The 19,582-nt window shown below is 61.0% G+C and carries 15 protein-coding genes and 3 pseudogenes; 12 read left to right on the top strand and 6 right to left on the bottom strand.

The window, feature by feature from the left end; genetic code table 11:
* Window positions 1-55: 55 nt before the first annotated feature.
* The 7 genes from ACZ2HM_RS13155 to ACZ2HM_RS13125 all read left to right on the top strand — a co-directional run bounded on the left by ACZ2HM_RS13155 (window position 56) and on the right by ACZ2HM_RS13125 (window position 6,431).
* Complete coding sequence (locus ACZ2HM_RS13155) at window positions 56-1,258, top strand: ATP-binding protein (RefSeq protein WP_470425402.1); 1,203 nt, start codon at window positions 56-58, stop codon at window positions 1,256-1,258.
* Between the two features lie 12 nt (window positions 1,259-1,270).
* Entirely contained in the window at window positions 1,271-2,569 is a 1,299-nt protein-coding gene (locus ACZ2HM_RS13150; RefSeq protein WP_470425401.1) for a hypothetical protein, read from the top strand.
* Window positions 2,570-2,590: 21 nt separating this feature from the next.
* Window positions 2,591-2,800, top strand: coding sequence for a hypothetical protein (locus ACZ2HM_RS13145; protein WP_470425400.1), 210 nt, complete (start codon window positions 2,591-2,593; stop codon window positions 2,798-2,800).
* Between the two features lie 312 nt (window positions 2,801-3,112).
* Window positions 3,113-3,583: a DUF736 domain-containing protein gene (locus ACZ2HM_RS13140; protein ID WP_088189812.1), complete on the top strand. Its 471-nt coding sequence runs from the start codon at window positions 3,113-3,115 to the stop codon at window positions 3,581-3,583.
* Window positions 3,584-3,669: 86 nt separating this feature from the next.
* Window positions 3,670-3,951, top strand: coding sequence for a hypothetical protein (locus ACZ2HM_RS13135; RefSeq protein ID WP_470425399.1), 282 nt, complete (start codon window positions 3,670-3,672; stop codon window positions 3,949-3,951).
* Window positions 3,952-4,024: 73 nt separating this feature from the next.
* Entirely contained in the window at window positions 4,025-5,035 is a 1,011-nt protein-coding gene (locus tag ACZ2HM_RS13130; protein ID WP_470425398.1) for a DUF2493 domain-containing protein, read from the top strand.
* Window positions 5,036-5,450: 415 nt separating this feature from the next.
* Window positions 5,451-6,431 carry a DUF2493 domain-containing protein gene (locus tag ACZ2HM_RS13125; RefSeq protein WP_470425397.1) on the top strand — a complete coding sequence of 327 codons (981 nt, stop codon included), beginning with the start codon at window positions 5,451-5,453 and terminating at the stop codon, window positions 6,429-6,431.
* Between the two features lie 460 nt (window positions 6,432-6,891).
* On the opposite strand, the gene ACZ2HM_RS13120 is transcribed toward ACZ2HM_RS13125, so the two are convergent.
* Window positions 6,892-7,119, bottom strand: coding sequence for a hypothetical protein (locus tag ACZ2HM_RS13120; protein WP_239019022.1), 228 nt, complete (start codon window positions 7,117-7,119; stop codon window positions 6,892-6,894).
* A 658-nt stretch (window positions 7,120-7,777) separates the two neighbouring features.
* Here ACZ2HM_RS13120 and ACZ2HM_RS13115 point away from each other — a divergent pair.
* From ACZ2HM_RS13115 to mobF, 4 genes and pseudogenes are all read left to right on the top strand, one after another.
* Complete coding sequence (locus tag ACZ2HM_RS13115) at window positions 7,778-8,104, top strand: hypothetical protein (protein WP_086486311.1); 327 nt, start codon at window positions 7,778-7,780, stop codon at window positions 8,102-8,104.
* A gap of 159 nt (window positions 8,105-8,263) precedes the next feature.
* Window positions 8,264-8,563 (top strand): CopG family transcriptional regulator, encoded by a 300-nt coding sequence (locus ACZ2HM_RS13110; RefSeq protein WP_086486312.1) that lies wholly within the window; start codon window positions 8,264-8,266, stop codon window positions 8,561-8,563.
* Complete coding sequence (locus ACZ2HM_RS13105) at window positions 8,560-10,650, top strand: type IV secretion system DNA-binding domain-containing protein (RefSeq protein ID WP_086486313.1); 2,091 nt, start codon at window positions 8,560-8,562, stop codon at window positions 10,648-10,650. The genes ACZ2HM_RS13110 and ACZ2HM_RS13105 overlap by 4 nt, the downstream gene beginning before the upstream one ends.
* Window positions 10,647-11,489 (top strand): annotated as a pseudogene (mobF, locus tag ACZ2HM_RS13100) (MobF family relaxase); the annotation flags it as partial. The gene ACZ2HM_RS13105 and the pseudogene mobF, both read left to right, overlap by 4 nt.
* 6 nt (window positions 11,490-11,495) lie before the next feature.
* Here mobF and ACZ2HM_RS13095 read toward each other — a convergent pair.
* The gene (locus ACZ2HM_RS13095; protein ID WP_470425211.1) at window positions 11,496-12,431 is read right to left on the bottom strand and encodes an IS110 family RNA-guided transposase; all 936 of its coding nucleotides are present in this window, start codon (window positions 12,429-12,431) and stop codon (window positions 11,496-11,498) included.
* A gap of 611 nt (window positions 12,432-13,042) precedes the next feature.
* Between ACZ2HM_RS13095 and ACZ2HM_RS13090 the strand changes: the two genes are divergently transcribed.
* On the top strand, window positions 13,043-14,761 hold the full coding sequence (locus ACZ2HM_RS13090; protein ID WP_470426855.1) for an ATP-dependent DNA helicase: 1,719 nt from the start codon (window positions 13,043-13,045) through the stop codon (window positions 14,759-14,761).
* 1,208 nt (window positions 14,762-15,969) lie between these two features.
* On the opposite strand, the pseudogene ACZ2HM_RS13085 reads toward ACZ2HM_RS13090, so the two are convergent.
* The 4 genes and pseudogenes from ACZ2HM_RS13085 to ACZ2HM_RS13070 form a co-directional block, all read right to left on the bottom strand.
* A pseudogene (locus ACZ2HM_RS13085) lies at window positions 15,970-16,611 on the bottom strand (IS110 family RNA-guided transposase); the annotation flags it as partial.
* Between the two features lie 349 nt (window positions 16,612-16,960).
* Window positions 16,961-17,992, bottom strand: a complete 1,032-nt coding sequence (locus ACZ2HM_RS13080) for an IS110 family RNA-guided transposase (protein WP_086486315.1) — start codon at window positions 17,990-17,992, stop codon at window positions 16,961-16,963.
* 158 nt (window positions 17,993-18,150) lie between these two features.
* Window positions 18,151-18,336 (bottom strand): annotated as a pseudogene (locus tag ACZ2HM_RS13075) (IS3 family transposase); the annotation flags it as partial.
* Between the two features lie 16 nt (window positions 18,337-18,352).
* Entirely contained in the window at window positions 18,353-19,411 is a 1,059-nt protein-coding gene (locus ACZ2HM_RS13070) for an IS110 family RNA-guided transposase (protein ID WP_470425396.1), read from the bottom strand.
* Window positions 19,412-19,582: the final 171 nt, after the last annotated feature.

Here is a 19,582-nt window from a genome sequence, read left to right as displayed (position 1 = left end):
CCTCGACCAGCATCTCCGGCCGCTCTGCGCGACGCCGGGTGAAGAAGGACATCAGATGACCATCGCCAACCATGATTTCACCCGTGACACGAAAGTCCCGCTCGGCCGCTCATCGACCAGTCCACTCGAACTGGATCTGGGTAAACTGATGGCGGGGCGCTGCCTGATCCAGGGATCTTCGGGCGCGGGCAAAAGCCAGACGCTGCGCCGGATCATCGAAGAAGCGTTCGATTATCTCACCACCATCATCATCGACCCGGAAGGCGAGTTCGCCAACTTGGCCGCCCATATCGGCGCCACCACGGTCATCGCACGCGAATATGCCAATGATGGTCTCACAGCGCTCGCGCTGCGAACGCGGCAGCATCGTATCGCCCTCCATCTCGACCTTACCGATCTGGAGCCAGATCATCGCATCGAGAAAGCTGCGGCCTTCTTTGCGGGCCTGCTCTCGACACCGCGCGAACATTGGGGCCACACGGTGCTGGTATGTATCGACGAGGCGCATCTGCTCGCGCCGCATATGGCAGCCTCGGCCCGCGACGCGGAAACCCGCCGCCTGGGCGTCGCCACCTTGACGGATATGTGCGCGCGGGGTCGCAAGCGCGGGATCGGTACGATCATCGCGACCCAGCGCCTCGCCAAGCTGGCCAGTTCGGTGGTTTCCGAACTGCACAATCATCTGATCGGCCTCAATGTCTTTGATCGCGACGTGGCACGTGCTGCCGACCTTCTGGGGTTCGGCAGTGAACAGGCGGCGCTGCTGCGCCAGCTTCCGCCCGGAGAGTTCTTCGCCTTCGGCCCGGCGCTCGCGGCAACGCCGGTGCTGGCGAAGATCGATACCACGATCACTCCCCATATCGGGCGCACGCCTGATCTAGTCGCTGCCGCCGATCTTGATGCCGATGAAAGCCGGACCCTGCTCGATCTTGACGCCCTGCGCGAGGTCATGCCGACAAGGGGCGATCGGGTGACCATGCGAGGCCAGCGTGCGCTCGACGCCTTCCTCCTCGACCCGGCTGCCCCCGCCGCTGCACGGATTGTCGGCGCGCTGGGCAGCATAGCGCCCAACGCCACCACGGCGGACGATCTGGTGCGGCACCTTGCCCTGCCTGCGAACGATATCGATGCCGGGCTCGACCTGCTCGCCGCGATCGGTGCGTCCGACACCATGCCGCGCGGCGATACGCGGATCGCGCGGCTGTCGGCCCGGTTGCGCCTGCGTGTCGTCGATACGCCCGTCATCGGCCTGGTCTGAACGGAAAGTGCCATGAAAGAGACAAGCTTCGATCTCGACGCTGATATCGTCGAACTCACCCCGTTCGTCCCTGACCAGCAAACAGGTACAACCGCGCCACTTGCCGAGCTGGCTTTCCGTGCCGACGCATGGCTCCCCGATGAAACGCTGCGTTTGCGCGCCGCCTTCGCCGATGACTGCACGCTAGAGGAGATTGCCACAGTGCTGGGCCGATCGCGTGCCAGCATCGCCACGCGTATCTATGATCTTGGCCTCCGCCGAAACTCGCGGCGATCCTGGATCGCGTGGGAGGATGAGGAATTGGCGCGCTGCTATACGCACGAACCAACCGCGACACTGGCCGCCCGCCTCGGCCGCGGTGTGAGCGCCCTGTATGCCCGTGCCCAACTGCTCGGTCTCTCCGAACCGGGATCGCCGCCCTATAGCGGTTGGGAAGATGCACAGCTTCGCGCCGGGTACGCCAAGGGTGTTCCCGTCGCCCAGATTGCCAGCCTCATCGGCCGTCCCTTCGCTGGCGTCATCTCCCGCGCTTCGGCGCTGGGTCTGCGCCATGCCTGCCAGCCGGACGACTGGAGCGACGCGGAAATGGCTCGCGCACTCGCACTCGCGACCACCGGCGCGCGCTATGTCGCCATCGCGCAGGCGCTTGCCGCCGAAGGTTTTCCGACCCGGAACAGTCGCAGCCTGGGACAGCGTCTTCGCAAACTGGGTTACGGCAGAGGGTGGGGTCGCCCCTGGATCACCGAAGAAGATGAGCTGCTGCGCCACGCTTATGCGACTGGTACGAGCCTGACGCCCCTGCGGGAGCGGCTTGGCCGCAGCCCGCATTCCATCCGCTGGCGTGCAGAGGCGCTTGGCTTGCGCGGCACGCATGTCCGCCGCGACGGGTTTCGGCAGGGACCTGTCTGGACGGCCGGGGAAGAAGCCCGGTTGCGAGCGGATTATGGCAAGGTACCGACACGGGATATTGCCAAAGACCTTGGTCGCGGCGTGCGCGCTGTCCTTTATCATGCCAACCGCCTGGGGCTGGTGCATGGCTTCATGCGCGCATTCAGCGCGCATGAGGACCGGGCGATCCGTAACGCCTGGACCCATGGCGTTTCGATGGTCGATGTCGCCCAGGCGCTTGGCCGCGATCCCGCCGTCATCGGTAAGCGCGCCGCACGTATCGGCTGTCGGTTCAACGATCCGGCCAGACCGTCCCGAGGCCCCAGGACCCGGCGGGCAAATCGCACACCGGTCACGCTCCAAAGCCTGCTTGCACTTAACGCCGCTGCGGCGGTCGATGCAAACCGGTCAATCGCTGCCTGAACCTATTCCAGCATGGAGGTCATGATGCCCTCGTCCGATCTGCCCGCCCGGTTGTCACCTTGCCGGCACCGCTTATGCTCATTCGATCACGCCTATAAAATCGCCCTCAATCTTCGGCGGGACACCGGCATCCCGCATTATGTCATCCGCGGGATCGTACCCTTGCAGGCCTATCGGGTGACGACAAGGCCGCCGGCCTGGCCGGATCGCTGGCTGGCGATGGCGGCATGATCTCACCATGCGCATCGCTACCGCTATTCGCCCGACCGTAGCCCCACCGCGCCTTCAGCCTCACGCGCCATCCACCTGCGCTGCCCCCGGCAGGGCTGTATTGGCGACCCGTCCTGCCGGGGTTTTGCGCTGAATTGTGGGCCTGTCGCAGGGCTGCGGGCGGCGGAGGGGCGAGCGTCGCGCGGGAAGGATGGGGAGCGCTGTTCCTTCGACGGGCGGCGCGGGGGGCAAGGGCGGGACAGAGAGGAGAGAAGGGACGGGGAAAGTGTCGCCGGAAAATGGATTTCGAGCGACATTCGAAAGGTCAAGACGATGAACATCGGTGAAATCTTCAATCAGAACGGCCGCCTGACGGGCTCGATCGCCACCCGCACGATCGATCTCCCGCGCATCGGGCTGCGCAAGGTCATGAGCGAGAATGAGAAGGCTCCGGTCTACGAGATCCTTGCGCTCAACGTCGCGCGTCGCTGGGTTCAGGTCGGCGCATTGTGGGAGGCTGCGTCCAAGCGCACCGGCGAGGTCTTCCTTGCCGGGAATATCGACGATCCCAGCCTGCCTGAACCGCTGCCGATCGCGCTCTTCCCGGCCGATCATGGCGGCTACATGGTCGCATGGCGGCGCGACACCATGCGCTCCGACTTCGGGGGCAGCATGGGGACCAGCCGCACCAATTATGACGATCGCGGTTCGCGCGACGAAGGCGGCTTCGGTGACAGCACCGCAGGGGCTGACGGCGAGCTGGCCGGTGCGGGCGCGCCGTTTGGCGAGGAGGACCCGTTCTGATCACCCGTTGATCGGAACCCGTTCGGGGGCGGGGAGGCGTCAGGCTTCCCCGGCCCTTTTCCTTTCTTCGCATGAGGAGACAGTCCATGCCGCTTCCTTCATTTCATGACATCGCGCCGCTGTCCGATCTCTCGGCGCTCTGCGCCGCGATCATGGCCAGTCCTGCTATCCGGGATCTGCTGACACCCCAAAACATGCTTGCGGTCCGCTCGCCGGAGATACCTGGCGGCGTTACATGCGGCGAGATCATCGCTGCTATCTATGACCTGCTCGAAGGCACGCCCTTTGCGCCCCATGCGGCGCAAATCGTCGATGCCGTCCTGACGCGCTCAACCGCTTTCGCCAGTGCACGGGCAAGCATGCACTAATCCGACATAATGGGGCGGGACGCTTTTGCGCGTTGGCGCCCCTTTTTCCTTTTCCATGATGAGGAGAAGTCCCATGACCCACAACCATTCGCGGCGTATCAGTCACTTCGCAGACTTGCCGACACTGTTTGCACAAATGACGGCGACACCGGAATTCAAACGCGCTTTTGGCGATCCCATCCCGCTTTCGATCATCACGCCGGGCGACGAGCCGGGCGAGCATGATATGCCCGAACCGCTCCACGCGCAGGCCGATTGCGCGGGTGTGATCGCCACAATCTTCGATCTCTTGACCGATACCCGCCTCGACGCGCTCGCGCCCGAGATCGCCTGGGGCATGGTCAACAGCTTCCACTTCGTCGCTGGCAAGCTTGAACGACAGGAAGACATGCTGGCCCATGAGCTGCGCGATATGATCCGACGGATCGAGCCTTCCGAGGTTTTCAACAGCGAACTGGAGGAGAAACAGCTCCTGTGCCAGTCGTTGACCGAACAGCGCGAGGCGGTCGAGTGCATGCGCGATTATGCCGCTGAAACTTTCCGCGTGCTGTCTGGTCGCCCCTGGTCGCCGGCTCGCGGATCGCGTGTCTCGAAGGCGGCTACCGCCACGCAAGTATCGATACAGGATTTCCTGCGTGCCCGGGAACTGGCCGAACGCGAGCGGTACCGCCCCCGTGGACCAATCGTCATCGCCTCAGGCCATGCCGAGTGGCATGACTGGCAATTGCTCTGGGATCGGCTCGACACGATCCTCGAACGCATCCCGCATATGACGCTGGTGACGACCGCGCAGCGCAAGGGCTTCGACGCGATCGTGGCCTCTTGGGCTGGCAATCGGGAGGTGCAACTTGTGACATATTCGCTGACGGGGTCGGGGCGCGGTGCGCCCTTCGCCCGCAATCGCAAGCTGGTGGATCTAAAGCCTGTCGAAGCTTTGCTGGGTGAGGGGTCGGGTATTCAGGCCAATCTTTATCAGGCTCTGCGCAAGGCAGGCGTTCCGATCCATGCCTTCCGCAAGGCCGATCAGGTTCCGGTCGAAAAGGTCGCTCCGCTCCAACGCAACCGACTTCGCCGCGCCGCCTGACATAACATCGCTCGCATTTCGTTCGGGGACAGCGCTACGCGCGCTGTCCCCTTTTTCATGGAACAGATGCTAACCCTGGCGATGAGGGCAAGCGTGGCTAGCTCTCTCCCGCAAGGGCAGCGCCTGGAGGCACCCATTTGCGAATCAGGGGCATCGAGCCCCAGATTCGCAACGCCTCTTCTCTCTCTCAAGAATTCCAAGGGTGGCACGGGACCGCGTCGGCCTCAAGGACGACGGGGCCCCACCATTTTTCGGGGCGGGTCAGGCGCGGCGCTTCTCCCACGACAATAGTGGCCGCCCCAAAAAATCGTGACCCCCATCGCCGGCTTCGCCGGTCGCGTTCCGCGATCCTTGACCCCGCCGCTCGGAGCCCGTGCCCAAGGGGGAACCTCTTTCGCTTCAAAAGGAGGTTCTCATGACGAAGATCAACCACGCCGACCGCACGCCTTCCGACATTGCTACATTCATCACGCAGGAGACAGTGGCTACCACCGACGACTTCCACGCGGCCTTCGCCTCCGATCTCGATGGTGTCCGCATCGGGCGTAGTGGAGAAGAGATGGCGACCGACATGCCCGATCCGAGGGAAGCCCAGTTCGCCGTCGAACTGATCGTCACGACACTCTTCGACGTATTACGGGACACGCGCTTGGAGCCGGCCGCGCAGCGCCTGGCGTGGGGTATCGTCAACAGCTTCCATCACGTCGCCGACCAGTGGGAGGGCCAGGCCGACAAGGCGACACGGCAGGTTCAGGACCTGCTGCGACGTGCCGATGGCAGCGAAATCCACAGCGTCGAACTCGAGCAGGCACGCGACGAGCTCGAATATCTCGACGAAGCTACCGATGCGCTGCGGTGCATGCGCGACCATGCCGCCGACGTCTTTCACACCGAAACCGGGCGGCCATGGTCAGCGCCGAAGGGATCGCTGGTGTCGAGCAAGCGCACCGCGTCGGTGATTGCCGCCACCGATTTCCTCGCCGCCCGTCGCCAGCGCAAAACCCACGCGCACAATCCGCAAGGGCCCGTCGTGATCTTCTCAGGAGGAGCGGAATGCTGGTTTGACGACCGCCTCATCTGGGGGAAGCTCGATGAAGCCAAATCCCGAAATCCGATGATGGTGCTGGCGACGACCGCGCAGGACAAGGGATGCGACGCCATGGCCGCAGCCTGGGCGGCATCGCGCAAGGTGACGCTCATAACATTCCGGCTCAGTGCAAAGCTTGGCAAACGGGCGGGGTTTGTCCGCAACGAGCAGATGGTCGGATTACGTCCCGTCGAAGCGATGGTGTGCGAAGGATCGGGATTGCAATCGCACCTTGCGCGACTGGTCAGGGAGAAGCGTATCCCGGCGCGGTTTGTGAGGCTCAGCGATCAGGAATGGGAGGCGCAATGACGCCCCGAGAGGATCGGTCCGCTTTGTCGGGCCGATCCTCATTTCTTTTTTCGAGCGCAGCACTCGCCCCCGCTCAGGGACCCGCAAGCGGGCCCGTCGCAGGCGCGATGCGGAACCGCCAGCGCGGTCCCGGCCTCCTGCGCGCGGCTTCGCCGTGCTCGTCGCAGGGACACCCTTCGGGTGCGGTTTGGAAGGGCTGGTCTTCGCGGAAACGTTCAGCGTGACGATCAGAAGAGGGGAGGGCTATGGCGGGGAATGCCTCCTATGGCTTTGTCATCTAAAATGATCGGAGCAGGGGAAGTCTCGCCGATATCCGTCGATGTGCAGAACGGGGATGCTTCATCACTATCTGATCTGCCCCGGAAGAGCGCATCATCATCCTGCACTCTGATACCGACAGAAATAGGTTCCTTATGCCCCACCTCTGCCGGCTATCATCAGATTGCCGCTTCGCGGCGGGTCAGGTCACCGGCGGCAACTTTTTCAGGGCCGTCAGCGCTGCGCTGCCACCAACCCGGATCGCCTGCATCAGAAGTTCGCGGAACTCACGTTCCGTCAGCGTTTCTATCGGCACGTCGTTCACCATCGCTGCATATTTGCCGCGCAGAGCGCGGCGGGCGGTTTCCAGATCTTCCGTCAGCTTGCGCTGACGTGTTTCGAGATCGGCAAGCCGATCCCTTTCGGTCATCTTTGGCATTTCCATCGTCCTTCCCCGATGGGCTGCCCGTCACACGCAACTGTGCCATATCGACGGGCCAAAGCAAGAGCGGCTTGCCGCTTCCTGGGGAACTGGCGGGGTGTACGGCGCGCCGGCGAGGCAGCGATGCTGGCATGCGAAGCCCGGCGTTAAATCTCCTGATGACGGTAATCACGCTCTCGGGACCGGGCCTTATATCCGGCCTCCTTTTTACATTCTGGGAGAAAAAGCTCATGAACTCTACCCTCAAACCACCCCGATATCGGCCCCCGAAAATCAGCAGAAAGGATGCCCCGCGCCTACCGGCACGAGGCAGCGCAGCGCGAGCGCGCTGCGTAAGGCGGGACGCACGGCGCAAGGCCGTTTTGTAATGGACCCTACGCACGGGTGCTGCGCGCGCATTATGCCCTGAAAACATTAAGATAAGTCTGTACTACATGTCTTACGTCGAACCGGTGGGCTGTCGTACGCGAAACACCACGCTCACTTGGTCCAACCTATCTTATTGAAACGACATCTGGAATTTGGTGATACGCGTCGTACGCCATTGCGGATCCCAGAATGTAGTGACGCCGGAACCGTCGGGGCGACGCCCGTTGAATCCTGGCCGAATTCATGGTCTTTTTGCCGCTTCAGAAAGGATAGCGCCATGCCGGAATTGAACGAGGACTATATCAGCGACCTACGCCGGGCGGTGGTAAAGGCCATCTGCGAAGTGTCGGCGCAAAGGCAGCACTCTCCGGAAGCGGGGAAGGGGGACACACTCTATATCGGCTCAGCCGAAGTCTGTCAGATGCTCACGATTTTGCTGGCCGAGTTTCTGGAGGGCGTCCCTGGTCTCGATACGCCCAGTGAGGTGCGGCGCATGTCGGACGTTGTAGCCAAGAAGATCAGACTGGGGATCGGCGAAATCCGTCGACACCGCGGGGAGACAGGCGGAACGCCGCCGCCTTCCATCATCATCAGAGGCAACTGACAGAGTCCGCTCAGCCCGTTTTCCTGTCGGCAGGTATTCTCAGCGCTAAATCTCTGGATCAATCTGGTGATAGGGCGGCTTGCACCAATATTGCCGTTCCGGTAATATGCGACCGCTTCATGATATTTTCGAAGGTCTCCGGATAAGGAGACCCTTCGCTTGCCCAAGCTAAATTTCCGCCTCGATGAATCGCTGCATGCCGCCTTGATGCGCCGTGCGCTCGGCGCGAACCTGTCCTTATCGGGGTTCATCCGTCAGCTCCTTGAACAGGCGGTCGATGAGCGCAAACGCTATGTCTTCTCCTCCCAGGATGAGATCCTCGCCACCTCGATCCAGATCCTGTCAATCGTCGCGACGTCCGTCGGCGAGCAATCTCCCAGCGCGCTCGAGCAGGGCATGGCGCAGGCCCGAATGATCCTTGCCGAACGTGGACTGCTTGGCGGCGAGGATATCCCATGAGCATCTTTCGCAACGACACGTTAGGCTCCTGGACGCGGGGCGGACAGGCGATCGTCCACAATGTCCGAATGACGACCCAGGTCTTCTACCAGACCATATTGGCCGGCTTCATCATCTGGATCATCGGCACGCTCTGGTATGCGTTCGAGAAGTCGACCGAGTATGAGCGGTTCGTTCTGGTCAAATTGGCCGAAGCCACGATCAAGGTGGATGCCGCCGCCGGGACCAATGATCCGGTGCAGTTTCGCACCCCCGAAGGCCAGGCCTACTGGACCTCGGCGGACTGGCTGGTTGCCTCCACCCTCGCGAAAAAGACCCTGCATGCATTTGAAGTCTATCTGCTGCATGGCGCACTGCTCTCTGGCCTGTTCACCCTTGTCATGCTCGCCTGGGCCTGGTTCTACTTCACCCGGACGGGTAAGGGCCTGGGCTCCAACGAATATCTGCGAGGGGCAAGGTTCGGCACGATCCGTCAGGTGAAACGCGCGCTATGGCGACAGACCAAGGGACCGCTGGTAATCGGTAATGTGCCGGTGCCTGAGGCCTATGAGCCTGAGCATATCCTGCTGTGCGGTGCGCCGGGCACAGGCAAGACAAACCTGATCGTCGGCATGCTCGACGGCATCCGCAAATCGGGTCGGCGCGCCATCGTCTATGATACCGCCGGGACCTTCGTCGAGAAATTCTATCGGCAGGGCACTGACATGTTGCTCAACCCGCTCGACCAGCGCGCGGCGCGCTGGTCGCCCTGGGTCGATGTGCCGCGCGACTACCATTATGATCAGATCGCGGAATCGACCATTCCCGACAAGCATGGCGATCCCTTCTGGGCGAAGGCGGCGCGGGGGACGCTGGTTGCGGTCATGCGCAAGTTGGCGCGCCAGAAACATACCTATGTCTCGGTCCTGCTCGACCGTCTGCTGCGCTCTAAACTGAAGGACCTCGCCGCCTTTGTCACCGGGACCGATGCCGCCGCCTTCATCAGCACCGAAGGCGAACGGACATCAGCCGGCATCCAGGCCGAACTTGCATCGGTCATGCGCAGCTTCGGCTATCTCGATGACACCGAAGACGGCTTCTCGATCCGAGACTGGGTGGAAAAGGGCGCTGATGGAAGCTGGCTCTTCATCACAGTGAAAGCCGATCAGCTTCCCTCGCTACGCCCGCTTATCACCGTCTGGCTCGACATCGCAATCAGCGCGATCATGAGCCTGACGCCAGATCGCGACCGGCGGCTCTATTGCGTGATCGATGAACTGCCGACGCTGCATAAGCTGCCGTCGCTCTCGGATTTCCTTGCCCGTGCCCGCAAATATGGCGGCTGCGGCATATTGGGCTTCCAGTCCTATCCCCAGCTCAAGGCCACTTACGGCAAGGACGATGCGGCTGCGATCACTGGCTATTGCTCGACCTGGGTGGCGCTGCGCGCGAATGACACGGATACCGCCGAGCATGTTTCGATCAACCTTGGTCAGGTCGAACAGGTCGAAGCCAATGAGGGCATGTCCTATGGGGTCAACGACATGCGCGATGGGGTCAATCTGTCGCGGATGCAGGTGACGCGGCCACTGGTCATGTCGACCGAGGTCACCAACCTGCCCAACCTGGTGGGCTTCCTGCGCTTCGGCCGCAATTTGCCCGTGGTGCGGTTCGATAGCCGGTTCAACGACGTACCCTCTTTGGGACCAGCCTTCCTCGAACGCACGACACCCCCCATTCAGATCGACAAGGCCGAGATGCTCGTTCGCATCGCTCACGCCGAAGCGCGTGTTCGTGAAGCGATGGAGCGGGAAGCCACGCAGTCATCTCCGCCAGCGACACATGTCGAGATCAAGCCAGCGAAGCCTTCGCTATCTTCAGAATCTGTCCCGAGGCCATCACCGCAGCCGGAACTGTTTACGCTTCCAGCGCCGAACATCGATCCGCAACGTGTGGAAGATTTATTGCTCAATGACGAGAATGCGGATTTGCCTGCGCCCGCCCGCAACCTTTGGACGATCCTTGCCGGCAAGCAGGGAGAAATCCGGTCCGATCTTGTCCAGCATGGCCGCGATGACGGACCGCGTGAGCGGGCGAGGCCAGCATGATCCAGCCGCAACGCCTCCATGGCACACCAGCCAATATCGCCCGCTACTACACGGTTGGCGATTACTACACCAAGGGCGGTAACGAACCGTCTGAATGGGGTGGGAAGCTGGCAGCCGATCTCGGCCTCTCCGGCGCTGTTGATCCAAAGCTGTTGCGCGACCTACTTGCTGGAAAAGTCGGCGATCAACAACTCGGACGACACCGTGCGGATGGCGAAATTCAGCATCACCCCGGTTGGGATTTTGCGGTCAATGCGCCAAAGTCGGTTTCGATCATGGGGCTGGTGGCAGGTGACGAACGCGTGCTCGCCGCCCATGAGCGCGCGGTGAACGCGGCTATCTCCTATCTGGAAGAGCAGGCGCAGTTGCGCCGCCGTGATGAAGGGAAGATCGTCCACGAAACAACGGGCCGGATCCTGGTTGCTCGTTTCACCGAGCATGGCAGCCGGGAACTCGATCCACATCTGCATACGCATCTCGTCGTGCTCAACATGACGAACCACGAGAATGGCGATCCCATGGCAAGCCTGGAAAGCCGGGTCATGTATGGCGAACAGCGCGTGGCCGGGCAGATCTATCGCAACGCGCTGGCCTTCGGTTTGCGCGAAGCGGGCTATGAAATCGATGCTGATCCGCGTTCCGGATTGTTCGAGATACGAAGCGTGCCGAAGGACCTGATCGACCATTTCTCGAAGCGCGCCGAGGCGATTGAAGACCATGCGCGCGAGCATGGTCTGGTGGGCCAGAAAGCCCAGCGTGCTTCCTTTTACGCCACCCGCAAGGCGAAGGTGAAGATCGGCGAGGCCGAACTCAGCGCGCAATGGCATCAGCAACCGTATTGGGTGTCAAGCGAGATTGGCCCATGGTTTATCCTGCTGGACGATGGCGTTTGCGATAATGAGGAGTTTTCGCATGGCGGCGGTGATGGCGACTTTGGGCGCTTTGCCTCCCGCGCGGAGGTGCTGGTAGAAGTCGCGGATGGTTGGATTGAAGCGGATGGCGGGTAATGTTGCCATGTAGAGCGCGCATCTGACCGAGAGTCGGCCGCCGGTAATATGCGCCTGACCGCGCCACTGGCCGCTGTCACGGTTCATGGGAGCGATGCCGGCAAGGGCTGCGATCTGCTTTTTGTCAGCGATACCAAGTTCGGGGAGTTCGGCGATCAGCACTGCCGCTGTCGTGGCGCCGATGCCTGGAATAGACTCCAGCAGCATAGCTTTGCGCGCGAGCGTGGCATCAGCCTCGATTTCAGCCGTTATGCGCGCATCGCACTGGCCGATTTGTCCTTGCAGGAAGGCAATATGCTCGCGGATCGAAGCCAGCGTTTCGGCGTCATCGAGGCCGGACAGACGCTGCTTTTCGGTAGCCAGCATACCGACCAGTTGCCGCCTTCTGCGCACTTGCTCGGCAAGGCGAGCCTGATTTTCAGGTGTTGGCGGTGTTCTGGCGGGCTGCATGGCGTCAGCGAAGCGTAGGATGATGCCAGCGTCAAGCGCATCGGTTTTGGCGAGTTGACCGCTCGCTCTAGCAAAATCCCGCACTTGCCTGGGATTGACGATGCTCATGGCGATCCCCGCCGCTCCCATCTGGCGAGCGAGCAACCGGCCATAGCGGCCCGTTGCCTCGCAGACGATATGGGGATGTTCAAGGGTCGCGAGCCGCCTTCTTAAAGCCGCGATCCCTGCCACCGAATTGGTACGGCGCCAAACCCCGTTAGCCCCCGGTAAGGCAATATCGAGTGCCGCCTTAGATACATCGACGGCAACATATTGGTTCGACATCATGTTTCTCCACCTTGCATACGAGCTCAAGGCTCAGGCAACCGTTCGAGACGATCATGGATGGAGCGGACGGCTTTGCTGAGGATCGCGAGCTTTATGCCCAAGGACAGGCACAGCCTATCCGCTCCGACCTGTCCGGGGTCATGACCCCAGACAGGTCGGCACCAATTCAACCAAGGCTGAAATAAATGCCAACCCCAATATGCAAGCGGACAGGCAAGCGTGTCGAAACGCTGCAGGAGATTGCTGCGCTGGCGCGGGGTCTGGAAGGGGAGCATCCGGCGCCCACGGAACGCGATGCGTCGCGTGCGGCTCTTTTTGGCTTGCGGCAACTGGAGACATCCGAGGCGGTCAACAATTTAGGCGATATATTGCGCACTGGTCTTGCTGCCTATGTCGGTGAAGTCCGGCTCGACGATATCCGTCCCCGGATCGCAGCACATGAGGTCCTGCGCAAATTGCTGCCGACCCATGATCAGACCGGTGACAGGGTGTTGACCCGTGGCCGCACCAGCCGGAAGTCCTGGCGTCTGGAGCTGGCATTGACCCAGCATATCGCGCTTGGCCTTGATGACGCGCGTCCAATCGCCACCAGCGATCGCTTGCTGGCCGTGCTCGACGGGACGTCGCTCAACACGCAGCAGCAGCGCGCACTTGTCGAGACGGCGCTGACGCGGGATCGGGTCACGGCGATTCACGGTGTTGCCGGTTCTGGAAAATCGACGCTGGTGAGAGTTCTCGCTGAGGCGGCCGAGCCGGGAACGTCATTGATTGCATTAGCACCCACATCATCGGCCGCTGCGGAACTGGGAAGCAAGGCGAACATCATGTCTCATACTGTCGCCAGCTTCGTCGCGCGCGGCGGGCAGGGAATCACGGACCGCCATGTGCTGGTTCTCGATGAAGCAGGGCAGCTCGGCAGCCGCCAGGCCCAGCGGATGCTGGAGATCAGCGGGACAACCGGCGCACGGCTGCTTTTCCTCGGAGACGAGAAACAGACCGGGGCGATCGAGCAGGGCAAACCCTTCTGGTTGATGCGAAGGCTGGGCTTGCCGACGGTCGAGTTGACGCAAGCCGTTCGGCAGGAAACGAAATCGATCAAGGCTGCCGTTACCGCCGCGCGCGCCGGGAACTTTGCCGAGGCATTGGCAAAGCTCGATAGCGTCAACACCGTCGACGACAATGAAAAGATGGCGGAGCAGGTCGTCAATGCCTGGATACGGCTCAAGCCGGAATCACGGGCAGGGACCAATATCCTTGTTCTCGACAATGCGACCCGGCTGATCGTCAACAGTAAGATTCGCGAAGCGCTGAAAAACGAGAATGGGCTGGCCGCCGAGGATAGTAGGTTTTCCATCCTGGCCCCAGCGGGCTCGACCAATATCCAGAAGCATATGGCCCGCTTCTACGGGGCAGGACAGGTGGTGCGTTTCGAGCGGGACATTGCAGACCTCGGTATCGCACGGCACGCCGACTATCGGGTCGCTGGACTAGGCCGGGAGGTCAATGGGCGCCAGGTTGTGCGTTTTGTCGACGATCAGGGGCGCGTCATACGCTGGGATCCGCAGACGACGAAGGCCCGCCACATCAATGTGTTCAATCCTGAAGAACGGGATATTGCGGAGGGTGACCGTATGCAGTGGCGGCTCGTCAATCGCGAACTCGGGCTACGCAATGCGGAGCGCGGCACCGCAGAAAAACTTGATGGGCCGGTAGCGACGATCCGCTGGGATCGAGATGGGCGCGTGCAGCAGGTTAATCTGTCGGAACACCGGACCTGGGATCATGGTTATGCAGAGACGGTCTATTCCGCCCAGTCCAAAACCTATCCGCGCGTTTTCGTGCTGGCGCCGGTCGAATCGCCGCTGGTCAACGCCCAGAATTTCTACACTGCCATTACCCGCGCGGCATTCGGTGCCAGGCTATGGACCAACAACGTCAAGGAACTGATTGGCAAGCTCGAGCGCCAATCAGGAGAGAAGACGTCTTCGTCGGAAGGGTTGGGCCGGTTGAAGACTGACCGCGTAGATGCCTTCTCGAAACGCCGGGAAGGCCATCTGGAAAATTTGAGGGCCGAGCAGGAGCGAGACCGAAACGAGCGGCGCGATCGGGCGCTCGAGCGACAACTCCACTATCGTGACCGCTCACCCCGTGGCGCGGCTGAGCATCTTGCCGACGGTGCCCGGAACATCGCGCAGGTGCTCGACAGGTTTCTCGCAGGCATTCTCGACCATGCGCGCGCCGAATGGACAGCGCCGAAAACCGGCATCGACCGGGAAAGCGAATCTCCTGCGCATCGACCCGGACCCTCCCATGGCCCCGAACGATAAGGTAACTGCCTATGCTTCGCTGTAAGTTTGCCGTTCAGCTGACCCAGGGAAAGCGCTTCGCGGGCGCTGTCCCACCTCTGCATGGGTTTGAATTCCGTACGTCGCGCCTGACCGGAAGGTGTAGAGTTTCCTTCAGACGCATTGGATGGACCGGGCCTGACAGCTGGACTTCTTTCGCTCGTAGCGCCGCCGCCGAGATCAGTTCGGGGAGAGCGCTCTATGCATTTCTGAAAGGTGGCCCAGTTGCGGCGCTGTCACTTTACAGTGATCCGACCAATACGATCACTACGCCTGGAACCGCTATCAGGAGGGTCGGATGAGGTCATACGGCATCCCCAGGCTGCTATGCACTGCCGTCATCACTATGGCATTGTACACCGCCCCCACACTTTCGAAGTCTTCTGACGAGGGGGACTTGCGGATCTCCGCCTGTATTCGGCGAGCCTCGCTTGGTCAGCCCTGGCTCGAGAAAACGCTTTGGGGATTGCGCGATCAGGAAGCGGGCTGGATCGGCGCTGAGGTTCGTAACATCAATGGCTCTTACGATCTTGGTCCCTTGCAGATCAACAGTTGGTGGATACCTCGCATCGCTGCGCTTGTTGGGCGTGCACCTGTTCAGGTTCGACATTGGCTGCGGTTTGATCCCTGCTTCAACGCGGAGGCTGCAAGGTGGATATTCTTATCTGCCCTGCGCTCGAACGGCAATTACTGGAAGGCGATTGGCGTCTATCACAGCCCGACGACGTGGCGGCAGAGACGCTATCGTAGTTCGGTAGCTCAGCATATGCGGACGAGATACGGAGATGCTGTCTTTCGCCCGTGAGTGACCTTGATTTGCCAGACCGAGTGCACAGAGTGTTTCGTGAGTAGCATGTGCTTTCACCCGCAGCTGGCGCAGCGGAGTCGATCCCCAAGTCGCTGTGTGGATGAACCATGCTACGTGGCGCTGCTAAGAGTCTTCTCTGATTGGGGCCCTTTGGGTCAAGCTGCTTCCTCGATTACGTGATCGTTCCCATGGATCACTCGCTTCTCTCCGCGGTCGGCGCAAGGCCGCCGCATAATGGGGTCATGGAGAGCAAGGCGTCTCAATCTGTTTCGCGACCTTCAGCTGGGCTGAGGTTCCGGACTCTAAGCGAGATCGTCTTGCCCTTCGTCCCCATGGGAACGACGCTACCCGTCTTCTCAGGCGGGATTCTGATTGTGCCTCCTCATGCTGCCTGGCCTGCAGGAACCTTCCCCCAGCGAAACTCGGTCTGATCGCTCCACATCCGATGCAGGATCACTGCGAGCTTACGGGCGACAGCGACGCGGGCCTTTGCCATCCCCCGCCGCTTGGCAATACCTATGCCCCAGGCCTTGAGCGCCGACCATTTCTTGCATCGGGTCAACAACGTATGGGCCGCCTCGTAAAGCAATGTGCGCGCGAGTTCATCGCCGCACCGGCTGACGCGTCCCTGCACATCTGTTTCACCCGATTGATATCGCCTTGGAGTCAGGCCAAGGTGGGCACCGACATCGCGAGATCGTCGGAAGCGGTCAGGTCGATCCACCGTCGCGCGAAAGGCGAGCGCCGTCAGCGGCCCCACGCCGGGCACGGTCATCAACTGTCGGCAGATCGGTTCAACTCGAACAGCCTCAAGAACACGGCGTGTCAGCCGTTCAAGTTGGCAGTGCATGGCGGCGATGATGGCCAGCAAGGGTTCTGTAATATCCGCCAGCGAAGGATCGGTTTCAGCGAGTTCGCGCACCCGCGTGGCGAACAGCTTGCGCCCTGGAGCTCCCACTTTGAGCCCGCTTTCGCGTAGTACGGCGCGAACCGCATTCTCCATGTCCCGCACTTTGCAGAGCACCGTCTGGACTTGTAACGGTTGTATAATCGCATCCCTGCAGTCAAGCGTGGTTGGCATGGGAAGGCTAATCGCGTCGGGCAGGGCGTCGACACGTTAATCAACCTTGTGCTTGTTTTTCTCAATACGGCGTGTCGCGCGAGGGTTTTCGTATGCCGGGAGCAGGGTTGTCTTCGCGGTCGGCATAAAGCCGCCGCATGATGGGTCTCCGCAGGCAAGGTCTTCCTATGTTTTGTGCGCAGTCTTTAAAAAGCTGCAGCCGTTAAAGCGGAATGACCTGACCCACGTCCGCGGCAGGGACGCCTCAATACGTCAGATGCTGACGCGCTGAGAAGTTAAGCAGGTGAATTGGTTATGCGGTGACGCCAGCCGATGTGTTGAATGCCTCTCCTGTATTGAGCATTGTGTGCATGATGACTGCCAGTTTGCGGGCCACAGCGACCGCGGCGCGCTTGAAACCCAGCCGCTCGCGCAGCCTGAGGCCCCAGTCTTTGAGGCCGCTCTGGTTGCTAGCGTGGGTACGCGTGAGAATGACCGTTGCCGCCTCGTATAAGAGGCCGCGCAGATAGTTGTCGCCTCGCCGCGAGATGTGGCCGTCATAATCCACTTCGCCTGATTGGTAACGCCGCGTGGTAAGCCCGAGCCAGGCGCCGACCGCGCGTGAAGTTTTGAAGTTTGCTGGGTCTTCGATCGCCGCAGCATAGGAGACGGCCGTGACCGCCCCGACTCCCGGGATCGTCATCAGCAACTTGATTGCCTGGCTTTGCCGGGCTGCGGCGAGCAACTGACGATCAAGTTCTGCGGCGCGCTTGCGGATGTCGCGCCAGGCCTCTAGCAAAGGCAATATGATCTGTGCCAGGCCATCCCTGCCGTCCAGAAGCTCGCGGACATTCCCGTCGAATACACGGCCTGTACCCTTGGGAACGATGATGCCAAACGTCTTCATGACCCCGCGGATCTGATTGCTCAGCTGCGTTGAGATGGTAAGCAACAGGTTGCGGGCGCCCACCAGTGTGCGGGTCAACATGGCGTCGAACGACTTCACCCTGACCGCCTTGTAAAAGCCGGCTTCTGCCAGTTGGGCCAGACCGTCAGCATCATTGGCATCAGTCTTGTTGAGCGTCTCGTTCAATATTTTCTGCGCATGACGCGCTTCGATGCAGACCGCGGGAACTCCCGCCGCCGTTAATGCATGATAGAACCATGTCGACAATGGACCTGTCTCGAATACCACCCGCTCCGCATGCGGGGCGTGTTTGCGGACTATCTGCGCCAGGATCTGGGGATCCGATGCGCACTTGCCGCGCCAGATCCGTTTTCCATCCTGACGAATGGAAATCGCGGTATCTTTTAGTGAAACGTCAAAGCCTATATACTGTTTCATGGTTGCTCTCCGTGCGATGCTTGGGCCCGGTGCCAATCGTGAGCCCGTTTTTCCATCATATCGGGGGGCAACCACCCCTGTCAGCTATATCAAAATGCTGATGCCCGGGACGAATCGCGCCGCGATTATCCCATGTTTTGTGCCGGTCACCTATCTCATTATGCCACCTTGGCTTCGAACGCGAGCGGGCTGATGCCGCCCAGATATGAATGGCGACGACGGGTGTTGTAGAAGCCATTGATGTACTGGAAGATGGCGGCTTCTGCCTGACGCCGCGTCGGCCAGCTCTGCCGCCAGATGAGTTCGGCCTTCAGGGATTTGAAGAAGGTCTCGACGGACGCATTGAGGCTCCTATATTTGTCAAGCGCTGGTCAGAGATGCTTTTGGGCGACATAGGTGGGTAAAGATTTCGCGAACGATGTATCGCTTAAGGCAGCGTATAATCTCCCGGTTGCTCTTTCCCTCCATTTTTCGTTTGCTGACATAGGCAAGTGTCGGCGGATGGTTGCGCATCCGAACGATTGCAACCCGATATAGCGCGGCATTGGCTTGCCGGTTTCCACCACGGTTGAGTCGGAAGCGGTTGGTCTTGCCACTTGATGCGGGGATGGGACACACCCCGCAGAGCTTGGCGAGTGCAGCTTCGGAGCGGATTCGGGTGGGATCATCGCCGACCAGTATAAGCATTTCTGCCGCCGTCATCGTCGCGATCCCGTGCGATGCCAGCAACGTTGGTGCGTTGGCCATGACCAGTTGCTCGAGCGCCTTGTCGTGCGACTGAATTTCTTCGTGTAGAGCCAGCCAGCGTTGTGCCAAGGCCCGCAAGGCGGTTTTGGCCGATGCGATCGTCGAGGTCATTGCGCCGGGCCTGAGTGCAGCAATATATCGGATCAGCGCGATTTTTCCGTTTATCTGATCGAGCGTGTCGCGCAGCGCCGCAGGTGCGTTGATGATCAGGGTTTTCAGGGTCACCATGGCCTGCGACCGGCATTTGACTGCTGTGTCGCGTGCGATTTTGAGATGCCGGATCATCTCGACGGATCCTGTTTGCGTTTTGGGTTGGGCGATCGCCTGTCCGCCCAGCACCGACCGTGCGGCGCCTTCAGCGTCGAGGCTATCGCTTTTGCCATGTTGATAGCGCAACTGTCGATTAGGTCTGGTGACCTCGATGACTTTATGGCCCTGGGCCAGAAGATGGCGAGACAGCCCGGCTCCGTATGATCCAGTCCCCTCGATGCCAAAGGCTGTGATGGTGCCCAACGCACACGCCCAGTCCTCGAGCAATTTATAGCCCTTTGTTGTCGCTGGAGCCGAAAAGGCCGTCAATCGGCTGCCGTTGTTATCGATTGCCACGGCAACATGGATGGATTTATGGGTATCGACACCGATAATGACGCCGCTGATGTTGGTATTGGTCATGTCCTGTCCTTCTCTGAACGGTGCCCGGGCACCGTTCAGAGAAGGACAGGACTGTGAAGGGGCAAACCCGTCAGGCTCCTATCAAGTCACATCTCGCCCGTTGCCAGGGCGACTTGATGGCCGACACGTCAACGCAATGACACGGGGTCAATCGTAGCATGGGTCAGACCA

This window comes from Sphingobium sp. KKT206 (genome assembly GCF_055640555.1).
Note: the sequence above shows the minus strand (reverse complement) of the source record. Positions and strands in the feature narration are given on the sequence as shown.

Bases quoted from the DNA above. Each gene is read 5' to 3' on its own strand.
- ACZ2HM_RS13155 (WP_470425402.1), top strand. From the start codon at position 56: ATGACCATCGCCAACCATGATTTCACCCGTGACACGAAAGTCCCGCTC.
- ACZ2HM_RS13150 (WP_470425401.1), top strand. From the start codon at position 1,271: ATGAAAGAGACAAGCTTCGATCTCGACGCTGATATCGTCGAACTCACC.
- ACZ2HM_RS13145 (WP_470425400.1), top strand. From the start codon at position 2,591: ATGATGCCCTCGTCCGATCTGCCCGCCCGGTTGTCACCTTGCCGGCAC.
- ACZ2HM_RS13140 (WP_088189812.1), top strand. From the start codon at position 3,113: ATGAACATCGGTGAAATCTTCAATCAGAACGGCCGCCTGACGGGCTCG.
- ACZ2HM_RS13135 (WP_470425399.1), top strand. From the start codon at position 3,670: ATGCCGCTTCCTTCATTTCATGACATCGCGCCGCTGTCCGATCTCTCG.
- ACZ2HM_RS13130 (WP_470425398.1), top strand. From the start codon at position 4,025: ATGACCCACAACCATTCGCGGCGTATCAGTCACTTCGCAGACTTGCCG.
- ACZ2HM_RS13125 (WP_470425397.1), top strand. From the start codon at position 5,451: ATGACGAAGATCAACCACGCCGACCGCACGCCTTCCGACATTGCTACA.
- ACZ2HM_RS13120 (WP_239019022.1), bottom strand. From the start codon at position 7,119: ATGACCGAAAGGGATCGGCTTGCCGATCTCGAAACACGTCAGCGCAAG.
- ACZ2HM_RS13115 (WP_086486311.1), top strand. From the start codon at position 7,778: ATGCCGGAATTGAACGAGGACTATATCAGCGACCTACGCCGGGCGGTG.
- ACZ2HM_RS13105 (WP_086486313.1), top strand. From the start codon at position 8,560: ATGAGCATCTTTCGCAACGACACGTTAGGCTCCTGGACGCGGGGCGGA.
- ACZ2HM_RS13095 (WP_470425211.1), bottom strand. From the start codon at position 12,431: ATGTCGAACCAATATGTTGCCGTCGATGTATCTAAGGCGGCACTCGAT.
- ACZ2HM_RS13080 (WP_086486315.1), bottom strand. From the start codon at position 17,992: ATGAAACAGTATATAGGCTTTGACGTTTCACTAAAAGATACCGCGATT.
- ACZ2HM_RS13070 (WP_470425396.1), bottom strand. From the start codon at position 19,411: ATGACCAATACCAACATCAGCGGCGTCATTATCGGTGTCGATACCCAT.